Source organism: Salmonella sp. NW177, assembly GCF_051811585.1.
Lineage (GTDB): Bacteria > Pseudomonadota > Gammaproteobacteria > Enterobacterales > Enterobacteriaceae > Salmonella > Salmonella enterica.
The window spans coordinates 319807-332767 of record NZ_JAMMZV010000003.1 but is presented as its reverse complement, the minus strand read 5'-3'; the positions used below and the strand labels follow the sequence as shown (position 1 = coordinate 332767).

Sequence of the window (12961 nt, the reverse complement as noted above, 5' to 3'; positions counted from 1 at the left end):
CAAGGCTCAACTCCGGACGTTAACGTTATCGTGTAAAAAAAGATGTCGCGGGGAGTAAAAAGAAAAGAGTGCGCGCCGATATAGAACGTTACGGGTGACAGACGCCGAGTATAAAATATGTGAATAACTCTGGACGAAAAGTACGACACCCTACAGAATACATTTAGTATTTTTTCAGTATTTTCAAAAAGGTGAATCAGACCTGGTGTCTGTTATCCGTTTTTGAGCCACGCCAGGCATCAACGTCATGAATAAGATCATCAAACGTTTAGAGATCATCAAAAGCGCCATTGAACTTGAGGACGAAGAGATTATCCGTCAGCAGCTCATCTACCTGAAAAATGAGCCGCAGGATGCCGTAATCAGCGCCATTGCCCAGGCAATTGAAGCTCGTCGATTCAGTGACGCCATGCAAGAGATCGCCGCCTGGCTACAGGCTCAACGGGCGCTCTCGACGTGGCAAGATCCCTCTATTGCCGCCAGTAAGCTGGAGCTGAAAGCACTTGAAGCCCAACTTCGCGATCTGATTGACAAACGAAATGCGCGGGTACAAATCCTCGACGATTTCAACGACCTCTATCATCTGCGCCTCGGGCCGTTGATGAGCCGTATTCTGGAGTTGCGTAAACAGCTCGCGGTGAGTATGCAGCGTAAGCAAGAGGCCGAAATAAAACGCCGGGAAAAGGATTATCAATCCTGCCTGCAATTTATTTCCCAGGCCGTGGATCAACTGGCAACGCTAAAACAACAGTGGACAGGATTGAATGCCGCCTCGCGCGAAGCGGTGGGCATCCGTCAGCGAATCCAGCAGCAGACGGAGTTAATCACCGCGTTGCTGGCGGAAATTCGCGAGCTGGAAGCGGATTTTTCCCATCAGGACGACAGCGCATTCCGCCAGGCGCAGGAAAATGCGGAACAGGACTATCACCAGTACCGGGAGCAGCAGCAGGAAGCGCAATTCCGCTACGCCCGCGATCAACGTTTGTCGGCTGACGAACGCAGTGAATTAAAACGTTTGTGGCGTCAGGCCAGCCGCCTGTGTCACCCGGATGTGGTCGCCGATGAATTGAAAGAAAAAGCGCACCAGATGATGGTACAGCTTAATCAGGCGCGGCAGAATGCCGATCTGGCGGCAATTCGCGCGTTATTGACGCAGCTGCAAAGCGGCCTGGAACCGATGATGGCAAGCGACAGGCTAAATAATCTGGAACATCTGCGCCATAAAATACGCCAGCTCCGCACGCAAATCGACGCGCTGTTGAAAGAGATAACGCAACTGGAAACGGAAAATGCCTGGCGGCTCGCCTCTTCCGTTGCGGATAAGGAAGCCTATTTCTCCGAGCAGGAACGGGCGCTAACCGAAATTCGCAATACGCTGGAGGCGCAAGTTCAACAGGTGGAACAGGAACTTCTGTCAGGGTAGTCCATCATTCATCAACACATTGTCGGATGGCGCAAGCGCCACCCGACGAATCGCGGCATAAAGAGGGTAAGAGGGTAAGAGGGTAAGAGGGTCGCTACTGTCGCTGTAAAAGTAACGAACGGGCGGAGTCCGCCATGATCATCACCGCACCTGCCAGCATTAACGTATCTTTTAATACCAGCCGCCCGGCGCCCGATAAATACGGAAAACCATAATGCGCATCGCCCAGCGGCATAACCCAGGCCTCCGGCGTGGTGATTAAAAACGACAGCGTGACAAATGGCGTCAGGAATGCCAGCACGCCGCCTGCCAGCCCTAACCAGCGGCTGACAGGGTTAGCCAGTACCAGCGCCGCGATAATCAATTCCACCACGCCCAGACCATCCGAAAACGCATACGTATTATTGGCCGTTTGCCAGGCGCGTTCCTCCGGTTTTAGTTCGCCCTCATGAGTCAGATGCTGACGATATTCTTCAGGATGTTCATAGAAAAAAGACATAAACGGACTGTTCGCCACAAACGGGGTAATACTGTCTGCCTCATAGGGCACAAATTTTAGTAGTCCAATCCAGATAAAAACGATGGCGATACTCAGGCGAATTAATGTTAACCCCAGCCGATCCCCCTGACTTAACAGACGAAGATATTTATCCATCTCAGGCTCTCCTTACTTATATAAAATCGCAGTGGCGTAACCCGTATTATCAATACGCATGGACGTAATTTTCCATGACGACGCCTGTTTACTTTGCGCCAGTCTGGCAATAGCGTTTTCAAGCATTGACGGCGTTGCTGCCACCGCAGAAACGCTGATATATTCAACGTCGGTTAGCGGCTGGGCGGAGGCGGAAAACGCCAGCGGCGCAGCCAATAATGAAGCAATAAGTGTGGTAACTTTTAACATCGAGATTTCCAGTCGTGGGTTATTTCAATGGTGTTATAATACGTTACGCCTGACTAAAGCCTTTTCTTTCAGACGCCAGCATATTTGTCCTGGCGTATTTTTATAGCCTGACAGGCAAAAAAAAGCCCTGATTAACAGGGCTACGTTATTTATGTTTTACTTAATGAGAGAGAAGAGATCGTTTAAAGACTCACTCATTGTAGGATGGGTAAATATCTGGTCGCGTAACACCGTATAAGGTAAATCTGCATCCATAACGGTTTTAACGATATTAATCATTTCATGAGAATCAACGCATAACAATGACACCCCTACAATACGCTGCGTATTCACGTCCACTACCGCTTTTAGTACGCCACGGGTATCGTTCATAACACGGGCGCGAGGGATCGCCGCCACCGGTAATGTCACCACCTGCACCGTTGCGCCGCTTGCCCGCGCTTGTTCTTCCGTCAGCCCGACACGAGAGAGCGGCGGCGTCATAAAGACGGAATACGGGACGTTCTGGCGATCGCGGGTACTGCGTTTGCCATCTCCCAATAACCCGTCGCGTACAATACGAAAATCATCCAGTGAAATATAGGTAAACTGCAACCCACCGGTAACGTCGCCCATCGCCCAGATATTGTCCGCCGTGGTACGCAGGTAATCATCCACGATGATCCCGCCGCGTTCGTTCACCGCCACGCCGGCGTTCTGCAACTGTAAGCCAGCCGTCGCCGGTTTTCGCCCCGACGCCACCAGCAGGGCATCCATAAGATGCGCGCCTTCCGGTGTTTCTACTTGTACCGCGCCCTCCTTTGAGGATACGGCCTGTACGTTGGCGTTTAAAATCAGCTCGACGCCCTTTTCCTGTAAAATACGGGTAATTGCCTGCGCGATATCCCGATCTTCACGAGGCAGGAATTGCGGCGCTGCTTCAAAGATAGTGACCTTCGTACCGAAGTTGGCGAACATTGAGGCAAATTCAAGGCCAATATAACCACCGCCTAAAATCCCCAGGCGCGCCGGACGCTGGCTCAGGCTGAGTAGTCCGGTGCTATCGAACACCCCTGCCGTCGTTGTTAAGCCCGTAATAGCCGGGATCACCGACTCTGCGCCAGTATTAATGAAGATCTTTTCTCCCCGTAACACCCGCTCGCCGTCCGCCTGAAATACCCGTAAGGTATGGTTATCAATAAACTCCGCCCTTCCCTCAATCACATCGACATTGTCCAGGTCGGCAAGATTATGAAAATTTTTGTCGCGTAAAAAATTTACGACCGCCGCTTTGCGTTGCATGGCGACAGAAAAATCGCCCTCACGTTCCGCGTCATGCACCAGCGTTTTCGTTGGAATACAGCCAATGTTGATGCAGGTTCCGCCAAACATACTGGCGGACTGTTCGATAATCGCCACGCGCCATCCCGTCTTCGCCAGAGTTGCCGCCAACGTTTTTCCTGCCTTGCCAAAACCAATAATGAGCGCCTGATACTGTGTCATCTTCTTTCTCCGCCAAATCACCATCTGTTTGTCAGGACAAGTATAAATAACGTCAAAAAAGACAGGGTTATCCGCAACGCGTCATTTTTTGTCTTATCGTCTAAATTAGCGGTTAGCAAAAACAAGAGTAGAAATGACATTGAGTCCGAAATATAGTGACAATAGACAGAAATGGTTATCCCTATTTTTGAAAAAGAATCTGTTCTGGAGTCTATATGGATGCGCTTAGTCGGCTATTGACGCTTAACGCCCCTCAGGGCTCAATCGACAAGAATTGCCCGTTAGGCGGCGACTGGCAGTTGCCGCACGCCGCTGGCGAACTATCGGTGATTCGCTGGCATACCGTTACGCAGGGCGAAGCGCAACTGGAAATGCCTACCGGCGACGCCATGACGCTTACGCCGGGAAAGGTGGTGATTCTGCCGCAAAACTCCGCCCACCGTTTGCGCCAGTCTGGCGAAGCACCGACACATATCGTGTGCGGTAGTCTACGTCTGCACACGACGTCACGTTATTTCCTTACCGCGTTGCCGGAAGTGTTATGTCTTGCCCCGCCGCCGCATAGCCCCGCCAGTATCTGGATTAACGCCGCCATTTTGCTGTTACAGCAGGAGTCAGAACGCCATTTACCTGGCGCTGATGCCTTATACAGTCAGCAGTGCGCCACGCTGTTTACCCTCGCCGTTCGCGACTGGCTATCGCAGGCTGGCACGGCGAAAAGCGTGCTCAATTTATTACTGCATCCCCGGCTGGGCCGCGTGATCCTTCACATGCTGGAAACACCGGCGCATCCCTGGACGGTCGAAACGCTGGCGCAACGGGTACACATGTCGCGGGCGAGCTTCGCCCAGCTATTTCGCGACGTGTCCGCTACAACGCCCTTAGCCGTGTTAACAACGCTGCGCCTGCAAATCGCCGCCCAGACCCTGTCGCGTGAAGCGCTGCCGGTGATGGTGATTGCCGAGTCGGTAGGTTATGCGAGCGAATCTTCTTTTCACAAAGCTTTTGTCCGTGAATTCGGTTGTACACCAGGCGAGTACCGCAAACGGGTCAGCGCGCTCGGACGATAAACGTGTGCCGCAAGGCGACGATGCCTGCGCAGCCACATCAGCTTGTAGGCTGCCGGAATGATGAACAGCGACAGCAACGGCGCGGTAATCATGCCGCCAATCATCGCAAAGGGAACGCTGGTAATGTTCAATAACGCTTCCCTTACGTCGACTCTGCAACCTGCCCCGTGGCAGTTTCAACGCTAATAGACGCTCTACGTAGGCGATAATCCCGAAAAATACAGCGGTTGACAGACTAAGCAGCAAGACGGAATCAAAATGACCCGACTCCTTTTTAGAGAAGCATAAATTTTTATTTGATTACAAACATTTCAGCGCTGGATTTAAGAGTTTTATTTGAGGGAAATTAAACAGCACCCGTAACGACACCTGTTGCGAGATAATGCGCAAATACAGGGATGATTTAAAACTTACCCTGATACTTACACTGCAGGATAATTTTAGATGATAGTTTTTTTGATGTAACTGCTTGATTTATCAATGGCGCGCCCTGCAGGATTCGAACCTGCGACCCACGGCTTAGAAGGCCGTTGCTCTATCCAACTGAGCTAAGGGCGCCTTGTGAAGTGAAGACTTCGTGTAGACGAAACGCGAGAATTATACGGTCAGGCACTCCTGAGTCAATGGCTTTTGTTCTGGTTGCTGACTAAGTGTACGAATATCGTCTTTTCTGGCGCAATGCCAGGTTCCAGGAAATCGCCTGGACACATCTCAGCACGCATAAAGTGGGAATTAAGGCCGCCAGTATTTAGATAATCAATCAGTTTCTTTAATATTTCACCATGATTCACCTGCCGTGTAGGATATTTTTTATGCTGAGTATCGCTATTAAGGAACAAAACAGTCACTTTGAGCATGGGTTGAAAATCATCATGACGCGTCTGGCGAATCAATGGCAGCAGAAAATTGACTTTCTGCCGCCAGAAGAGATAGATAATGCCGATATCGCTTTCCTGGCCCTGGATGATGATTGGTTCAGCGCAGGCTGTTACCAGATACCTATGCATACCCAACATCAGCTACGGGTGATTATTTGTAATAAATGCGATAAAGAAAAGCTCATGTTCAGACCATGTCTGTATATGCTGCCGCATATTTATCGGGAAGATGATGTTGAAGAAATTACCCGGAAAATGATATTGATCTTACATAAACGAGCGCTTCGACATAGCGTCCCTTCTGGCATTTGTCACTACTGCACGACTCGTCATTTTTCAGTAACAGAACGTCACCTGTTAAAACTGATCGCCAGCGGTTATCATTTAAGCGAAACGGCCGCTTTACTTTCACTTTCTGAAGAGCAGACAAAGTCACTCCGCCGGAGCATTATGCGAAAATTACATGTTAAAACGGAGCAGCAGTTTTTAAAATATATTAGAGTTAACCTTCATTTCTTACTCAGTAAGTAAACTCACTTAACTTTTTACAAGGCTTACGAAATATCTCACCAATAATTAAGTAACGATACCTACAGGCATTTTTTTAACGCTGCCACAATGATGCCCATAATATCCTGATAGATTCAGGGGTCGAAAATATATGGCTGCATCATAAATGCCTGGAGGAGTATTTGGTGGCACAGGGTACTTTATTAAAGGAAAGGATAAATCCCCCACACCTGGCGTCTTCGCCCACACGTCATTCATATCTCAACAGCGAATTGTTAAAATCTGAGCCAATCATTCATCTCTCAACTGCGCAATTAATCGGCTATGAGGTCCTGACGCAACTTCCGTCAGAACATGATAGCGAAGTTTTTTTTCAGCAGTTAATGCTGATGGAAGGCATTGAAACATCAGAGCAACGAAGCATTGCTTTTTACGCTGGTGCAACGATGGAACAAGGTTATTTATGGCCAGCCATATTACCAGATATATATTAGAGCAATGGAAAAAGCAGGATGCGCAGCGTACCACGCAGGGAAAGACACCGCCGTTTAAGAAATGCTAAAGACTGCGCCTGCCGTTATCACTCTCCAACGCCGCAGATATTTGATCGCCTTGAGTTACTGAACCAACAGCTCAATTATGCCTTGCCGGTTGGTATCATTTCTCAGGCAATAATTACAACTGACAACTACCTCGGCTATTCGCTGAGTCACTACTTATTTTCCGGAAAACGTACCGCTGCATTCCGCTCATTAGATGACATTTCTTTGTGGATTGAAAAGGGGTCGCTCAGACAACTGATTGTAGATATGGAGACGCTACCTGTCTCCTGTATTGAGGCGCTTAACCAGCTACGCGCGCTCAGTTGGCAACAAAGCGATATCCAGATTTACCTGCTGGTATCAGATAAAACCCCCGCTATAACACAGTTTATCCGTATGGCTGGGCGTTTTTTTGTCCTGTCGCGACGACAAAATCTGGCCTCAGTACGCGAAGCCTTGTTATCAGCCGCCAAACCTCGCTTATCGGAAAGCTTTAGCCGTACTGACTGGTTGATGATTGAAACTTTAGCGCAAGGCGCCTCTTTAAAAGAAATAGCACGTCAGCAAAGCGTACCTTATCATCGTGTAGTTTACCGGCTTAAACAACTTATCACCCTCCTTAACCTTCCCCACAGGCAAAGCTTTCTTCGGCTGCTCCAGCAGCTAAACGTTACTTTCCACGATATTTTTTAACGGAGTAACGTTTTGGTGAATAAGATTTTTTAAGAAATTACTTATTTTCACTTCCATTAAATGTAAATATTTCACATAAAATTAATATTTACAACTCGTCCTGGTAAGCGATAAAAAATTTTTTCTTACATCGTCCCCTGTTCCTCCTCGTTTTTCGAGGTCTCCAGCGTCAACATCTTTCTGTTATTACATAACAAATACTAAACAATTAGTCTTTCATATTATTTTTATACTTAAAAACAACAGTTTAAACTACTCAATGTCAACTCTAAAGAAAATAGCTCCACCACGAACAAATTTTCTATAACGTCACAGAATATCCTACCCGCTATCCATAATTCGCATTTCGCAAGACTTTTCCGAGAAATCAGACCAGGTATAATCCATATTGTTTTTACTTAATCAGAAATTTCTTTTTTGTTGGTGCGAAATGGATATTCCACATATTTATTACTCTTACGCAAAATAGCCAGTCAACAGGGAGGTCTCATTCTTTATTATTGCTCCACTGTGTGGTGTGTAGATCTGGCTATTTCACAATCTTTAAGGTGTCTGACGCTTATTCTAAAACGAAGGACGCATAACAGTCTGAGGCATACAACAATGAAACCTGCATCTGTTATCATTATGGACGAACACCCTATTGTAAGAATGTCGATCGAAGTTTTACTCGGTAAAAATAGCAATATTCAGGTTGTCCTGAAAACGGATGATAGCCGAACAGCGATAGAGTATCTGCGCACTTATCCTGTTGACCTTGTCATTCTGGATATTGAATTACCGGGCACCGACGGCTTTACCTTACTTAAACGAATCAAATCTATCCAGGAACATACCCGGATACTTTTTTTATCGTCGAAATCAGAGGCTTTTTATGCCGGAAGAGCAATAAGAGCGGGCGCAAACGGATTTGTAAGTAAACGCAAAGACCTCAATGATATTTATAATGCGGTAAAAATGATTTTATCCGGCTATTCTTTTTTTCCATCTGAGACGCTTAACTTTATCAGTAATACCCGTACCCCCAAAGGCGGGCACCATGATATGCCACTTTCTAACCGCGAAGTTACCGTGCTGCGCTATCTGGCCAATGGAATGTCTAACAAAGAAATTGCCGAGCAACTTTTATTGAGTAACAAGACTATCAGCGCGCATAAGGCCAATATATTTTCTAAACTTGGCCTTCACTCTATCGTTGAGCTTATCGATTACGCCAAATCACACGAATTATTGTAAATGTACTCCCGGCGAATTATCGTTCGGGAGCCACAATAACGGACACTAATTGTAATTGATCAGGAAGGTCGCATCCGCGTTAGCAAGTCCGGGCTGCACGCCATCGGCTAAGGCGATATAGTTCGCATAGAATTTCAGGGTAGCATTGCCGTTGTTGTCAATATCGACGGCCTTGCTGGCCTGTTCAAGTGGCAATCGACGTTGATCGCCATCGCGAATTTCAATCGCCAGTTTTTGCGCCATTGCCGTATCAGCAAGCGCCAGTAATGCCGTGCCGGGCGCTGGCGTCCCGGAAAACGTTATAGACGCCGAACCCGGCGGGCAGCCTTCAAGTTTTAGGCTAAAGGCTACCGGTTGCGTAGCGTCACCGGCGGCGTGAAGCTGTTTTGTCGGCCAGGTGCCGAGGTTAACCGACTTGTTACTGTCGCCCGCCACCACGGCGCAGGTAAAATCCACCACGTTACCGCGCAGTTCAATATTCACTTCGCCCAGAGATGAGTTGGCCTGACTCAGCGGGCTGAACAAAACACAACCGATAGCGATGAAAACGCGCCGAAAGATCATTATGCCTCCTTAATCATAATCGACTCGTAGATAGCCGCGCGCAGTAAACGGCCCTTCCGCCGGTTTAATCCCCGTCACGCTGATCGGCCAGGCGCGAATACCTACGCGAGCGGCGGCGTTATCATCAAGATGAAACGGAATTTTACTCGACAAATTATTGGGTGTGAGCGGCGTACCGTTGCTATTAGCAACTACAAAGCCTAAATCCGGATTATCGGACACCATCGCCTGCCCTGAGGCCTTTTCGGCTTCAAGCCGCATCGATAAATAGGCCTGCGCCGCGACGTTGGTACATTTGATAGCAATGGTTTTCGTTTGCGGCGTGACGCCTTGTGGACGATTACCCGCCCCCGCCTGACTAAATAACGACGCGCCGATATCGCCGAAATCAAACTCCACGACCTGTCCGGCATTCACTTCACAGTTTTGCGGCACTTCCACTTTGCCGCTGTAGCTAATGGTATATACCGGCGTGCTCAACGCGTCGCCGGTAGAGGTCGTCACATAGACGGTAAACATTGTCTGGCGAGGGATCGTCACCATATTAATAAAAGGCCGTATCACTTTTAATTTAAAAACCAGCTTTGAGTCCTGCACGCCAAACGGCTTTTGCTGCGACACGTTATAGTCGACGCCCATGAGAATATAGTTACGGGGCGGATAAAATACGCCAGCGACACTATCGGTGATGCTCATCGCGCCCAGAAGGTAGTCATTCAGCTTGAGGTATTTAAAATTTCCTTCGGTGCTTTGTACCGGTAATTCTGATACATAGCTTCGGTAGGTATAATTCACCGTTGTCCCCGCCGGGCACGTCGCGTTTACGCCGACCCAACCAGATTTTTCCGGCAGCGTAACCACCTGTCCCGGCTGATTATTGCCGCTGGTGAAAACATCTGACAGGTCGTAAAAGATATCGGTCACCGTCCCGTTTGAATTGCGGCAAACCGTCGCCAGCGCGGGATGGGTGAAAAAGAGCACGGTCCCCGCCAGCAATAGCGCTGAGTATATTTTCATCTCTATTTTCCCTTTTATGACGCCGGACGGATACAGGTTGCGCTGGCTATCGTAATCGCCTGCTTCAGGCTATCCTCCGCCAGGGCGTAAGGGGCGATACAACGCGCGTTTTTCCCCTCTCCCCACTGGATGAACAGTTCACCTTTTAGCGGCAAGCCGCTCAGATAAATTTGCCCATCATCGCCGACCATACTGGTAATGCCGCTGGCGGTTTCTCGTACTATCGCGCCAAACGGTAACGGACGTCCGCCAAGCCTCGCGGTAATGATTGCCCTTACGCCTATCCGCGTATCAAAAGCAGCCCGCACCAGCGCGCCCTCTGTCGGCACTACGCTGCTGACGTTATTTTCGACATCGGTATGGTTGTCCATCGTGTTGGTATCTAACGCGACGCGGTTATAGCGATATACCGTGGCGTAGGGCATTACCGCATAACCCCGCCAGTCCGTTTTCACGCCGGTCTGGTTTTCGATGCGCACGCCTTTCGCTCCCGGCGCTTTAATCAAGACATTGGTATCGCCCAACGGTTGGCTAAACGTAATACCATCCGCATGACCGACCACGCCGCCGGAAAGTTGCCAGTTATAGTCATGCTGATCGCGATCGTAGTTATATCCCACGCCCAGCGTGCCATACGTCGCCTGCCAGCTAGCGCTGGCGCTGCCGCTATAACCATTGCTACTGCTACGCCCTTGCGTCACGCTGTAGCTCAGATTACGTCCTTCCAGAAGCGTGCCGCCCACGCCGGTCTGCCAGCTATTGTCGCCGTCGCGGTTGCGGTTGGCGTTAAACGTGGCATAAGTACGATCAAGAATAGTGTCGCGCGCATAGCGCCGTCCGGTCAGAACGCTAAACGGAACGGACATATTGAATGCCAGAATGCGATCGGCGCCTGAGATCCCCACCGACTCGTTCCACGACCATGACAGCGAATAACTTATGCCTTGCCATCCACTGGCGTATCCCAGTTGATACCAGGTATTGGTATCCGCCGTATTCCAGTAATTTTGTTGACTGCCGGAAAGATACAGTGACCCGTAATCCCCCAGGTTTTGCGAAATATTGACCTGAAAGCGGCCTTTTTTGCTGTAACGGAGATTGTGGTAGCTCTGCGCCACCGGCACTTTATGGCGGCGTCCGTCGCTATCGTATTCGTAGTCGTACCCTTCCATACTGCGGTATGCCACATCATCCAGGGTGTAAAATCCGCGCGTGGAATAGCGGTAGCCCAGCAATTGAAAATTAGTCCCGTAATTATTCAGCGATTTGGCGTACAGAAAACGCAACGATTGCCCCTGATGGGTGCTGTCATCTGCCAGTTGGCTACGCGCATGTGTGACATCGACCGACACGGCACCCCAGTCGCCCAAATTTCGCCCCGCCCCGACCACCACGGCACGGTAACGATCGGCAAGTTGCGTACCGCCGTAAGCCGTCAGCCCCGCAGGCAGGCCGGCAATCACCGTTCCCTGGAAAAAGAATGGCGAAGACTGCTGACTATTGCCGCTGCGAAAATCCCCGGCCACCAGGTCATACTTCACCCTGCCCTCACGCTGCAATAGCGGAACGGTAGAGTAAGGCACCGTGTAACGTTGTTGGCTACCGTCTTTTTCATCTACCGTCACCTCAAGGTCGCCGCTGGAAGAGGTAGGATTAAGATCGGTAATCGCAAACGCACCCGGCGACACATAGCTTTGGTAGATAACATACCCGTTCTGTCGTATCGTCAGCTTTGCCGCCGTCCGGGCGATTCCTCTAACCGTGGGGGCGTAGCCCTGCAGGCTATCGGGATACATATTGTCAGAAGAGTACAGCCGCGCTCCGCGAAAGCCGACGCTGTCGAAAACATCGTTCCCGGTATTGCTGTCCCCCATGACCAGTTCGCTTTTTAGCGGAATGATGGCGCGCTGTACCCAGGTGCCAATGTTGTTCCAGCGTTGCGAATGATAGCCATCCCCTTTCGAATAATTCCAGGCTCCGTTATTACGCAGCCGCCAGGGGCCATAGTTCAACCCGCTCAGCAGACTCAAAAAATAGCTATCGCTGTCTGTTCCGCGGCTACCGGTAAAACTGTAATTAATGAGTGCGGCGGGTATCCCTTCATCCCACTCTTCCGGCGGGATATAGCCACGCGCGCTGTTGAGCAATGACGCCTGCGGCAAGCTAACGTTTAAGCGCATCGACGCGAAATCAAACGCGACCTCCGCGCCCGGGATTTTCTCAGGAAGGTGAATACACGTGGTATCGACGCCTTTATCTGAGACAGGGAACGCCGCGGTATTCACGCCCAGCCGTTTAATCCACTCCGGTGTAAAACAAGGCATCAGGCCGCCGGATTTATCGCCGGCGCCCACGGCGCCCGCCTCAAAACGAATATCCTGCGTCGCTACGAATTCGTCGTTACGCCAGATATCCACCCGGTAAATACCGGGCGGCTGATGATTACCTTTTTCAAAGCGAGATAAATCCGCCACGGACGCGGTATCCGCCGACAAAAACGCAGGGTTGAAATAACTTTCGCCGCGGCTCGTCAGCGGACACAGCGCCGCCAGCACCGACAGCGCCACGCCGTTTAACGGTGATACATAGCCGGGAAATCGCCCTGCAAACCAGGTTGTCTTCTTCATCGTGTTCTCGTGTGG

The 12961-nt window shown here is 49.9% G+C and carries 12 protein-coding genes, 1 tRNA gene and 1 pseudogene; 6 read left to right on the top strand and 8 right to left on the bottom strand.

Annotated elements, in window-relative coordinates; genetic code table 11:
* Positions 1-247: 247 nt before the first annotated feature.
* Positions 248-1423, top strand: coding sequence for a DnaJ family molecular chaperone (locus tag NA986_RS11915; RefSeq protein WP_001033457.1), 1176 nt, complete (start codon positions 248-250; stop codon positions 1421-1423).
* A 94-nt stretch (positions 1424-1517) separates the two neighbouring features.
* On the opposite strand, the gene rclC is transcribed toward NA986_RS11915, so the two are convergent.
* The 3 genes from rclC to rclA all read right to left on the bottom strand — a co-directional run bounded on the left by rclC (position 1518) and on the right by rclA (position 3809).
* Positions 1518-2078, bottom strand: a complete 561-nt coding sequence (rclC, locus tag NA986_RS11910) for a reactive chlorine resistance membrane protein RclC (RefSeq protein ID WP_000362177.1) — start codon at positions 2076-2078, stop codon at positions 1518-1520.
* A 12-nt stretch (positions 2079-2090) separates the two neighbouring features.
* Entirely contained in the window at positions 2091-2327 is a 237-nt protein-coding gene (rclB, locus tag NA986_RS11905) for a reactive chlorine resistance periplasmic protein RclB (RefSeq protein WP_023206880.1), read from the bottom strand.
* A gap of 156 nt (positions 2328-2483) precedes the next feature.
* Positions 2484-3809 (bottom strand): reactive chlorine resistance oxidoreductase RclA, encoded by a 1326-nt coding sequence (gene rclA, locus NA986_RS11900; protein WP_023206881.1) that lies wholly within the window; start codon positions 3807-3809, stop codon positions 2484-2486.
* A gap of 215 nt (positions 3810-4024) precedes the next feature.
* Here rclA and rclR point away from each other — a divergent pair, with 215 nt between their 5' ends.
* Positions 4025-4879, top strand: a complete 855-nt coding sequence (gene rclR / locus NA986_RS11895) for a reactive chlorine-specific transcriptional regulator RclR (protein WP_023216267.1) — start codon at positions 4025-4027, stop codon at positions 4877-4879.
* 17 nt (positions 4880-4896) lie between these two features.
* Here rclR and NA986_RS11890 read toward each other — a convergent pair.
* Positions 4897-4983, bottom strand: a pseudogene (locus NA986_RS11890) (cation transporter); the annotation flags it as partial.
* Between the two features lie 377 nt (positions 4984-5360).
* Positions 5361-5437, bottom strand: a tRNA-Arg gene (locus NA986_RS11885).
* Between the two features lie 254 nt (positions 5438-5691).
* Here NA986_RS11885 and fimW point away from each other — a divergent pair.
* From fimW to fimZ, 4 genes are all read left to right on the top strand, one after another.
* On the top strand, positions 5692-6288 hold the full coding sequence (gene fimW / locus NA986_RS11880; RefSeq protein ID WP_000948629.1) for a fimbria biosynthesis transcriptional regulator FimW: 597 nt from the start codon (positions 5692-5694) through the stop codon (positions 6286-6288).
* A 161-nt stretch (positions 6289-6449) separates the two neighbouring features.
* Positions 6450-6761: a hypothetical protein gene (locus NA986_RS11875; RefSeq protein WP_023216264.1), complete on the top strand. Its 312-nt coding sequence runs from the start codon at positions 6450-6452 to the stop codon at positions 6759-6761.
* Between the two features lie 18 nt (positions 6762-6779).
* Positions 6780-7502, top strand: coding sequence for a fimbria biosynthesis regulator FimY (gene fimY / locus NA986_RS11870; protein ID WP_023216263.1), 723 nt, complete (start codon positions 6780-6782; stop codon positions 7500-7502).
* 603 nt (positions 7503-8105) lie between these two features.
* Positions 8106-8738: a fimbria biosynthesis transcriptional regulator FimZ gene (fimZ, locus tag NA986_RS11865; RefSeq protein WP_000801273.1), complete on the top strand. Its 633-nt coding sequence runs from the start codon at positions 8106-8108 to the stop codon at positions 8736-8738.
* Positions 8739-8783: 45 nt separating this feature from the next.
* Here the strand turns inward: fimZ and sfmF are convergent, their stop codons facing one another.
* The 3 genes from sfmF to NA986_RS11850 are packed head-to-tail and all read right to left on the bottom strand — an operon-like array spanning position 8784 to position 12946.
* On the bottom strand, positions 8784-9302 hold the full coding sequence (gene sfmF / locus NA986_RS11860; protein WP_000577507.1) for a fimbria assembly protein: 519 nt from the start codon (positions 9300-9302) through the stop codon (positions 8784-8786).
* A 9-nt stretch (positions 9303-9311) separates the two neighbouring features.
* Positions 9312-10319: a type 1 fimbria D-mannose specific adhesin FimH gene (fimH, locus tag NA986_RS11855; RefSeq protein ID WP_023216261.1), complete on the bottom strand. Its 1008-nt coding sequence runs from the start codon at positions 10317-10319 to the stop codon at positions 9312-9314.
* Positions 10320-10333: 14 nt separating this feature from the next.
* Positions 10334-12946 (bottom strand): fimbrial biogenesis usher protein, encoded by a 2613-nt coding sequence (locus NA986_RS11850; RefSeq protein ID WP_023216260.1) that lies wholly within the window; start codon positions 12944-12946, stop codon positions 10334-10336.
* Positions 12947-12961: the final 15 nt, after the last annotated feature.

Coding starts and splice junctions, on each gene's coding strand:
- rclC (WP_000362177.1), bottom strand. CDS start 2,078: ATGGATAAATATCTTCGTCTGTTAAGTCAGGGGGATCGGCTGGGGTTA.
- fimH (WP_023216261.1), bottom strand. CDS start 10,319: ATGAAAATATACTCAGCGCTATTGCTGGCGGGGACCGTGCTCTTTTTC.
- rclA (WP_023206881.1), bottom strand. CDS start 3,809: ATGACACAGTATCAGGCGCTCATTATTGGTTTTGGCAAGGCAGGAAAA.
- rclB (WP_023206880.1), bottom strand. CDS start 2,327: ATGTTAAAAGTTACCACACTTATTGCTTCATTATTGGCTGCGCCGCTG.
- sfmF (WP_000577507.1), bottom strand. CDS start 9,302: ATGATCTTTCGGCGCGTTTTCATCGCTATCGGTTGTGTTTTGTTCAGC.
- fimW (WP_000948629.1), top strand. CDS start 5,692: ATGCTGAGTATCGCTATTAAGGAACAAAACAGTCACTTTGAGCATGGG.
- fimZ (WP_000801273.1), top strand. CDS start 8,106: ATGAAACCTGCATCTGTTATCATTATGGACGAACACCCTATTGTAAGA.
- fimY (WP_023216263.1), top strand. CDS start 6,780: ATGCGCAGCGTACCACGCAGGGAAAGACACCGCCGTTTAAGAAATGCT.
- NA986_RS11850 (WP_023216260.1), bottom strand. CDS start 12,946: ATGAAGAAGACAACCTGGTTTGCAGGGCGATTTCCCGGCTATGTATCA.
- NA986_RS11915 (WP_001033457.1), top strand. CDS start 248: ATGAATAAGATCATCAAACGTTTAGAGATCATCAAAAGCGCCATTGAA.
- rclR (WP_023216267.1), top strand. CDS start 4,025: ATGGATGCGCTTAGTCGGCTATTGACGCTTAACGCCCCTCAGGGCTCA.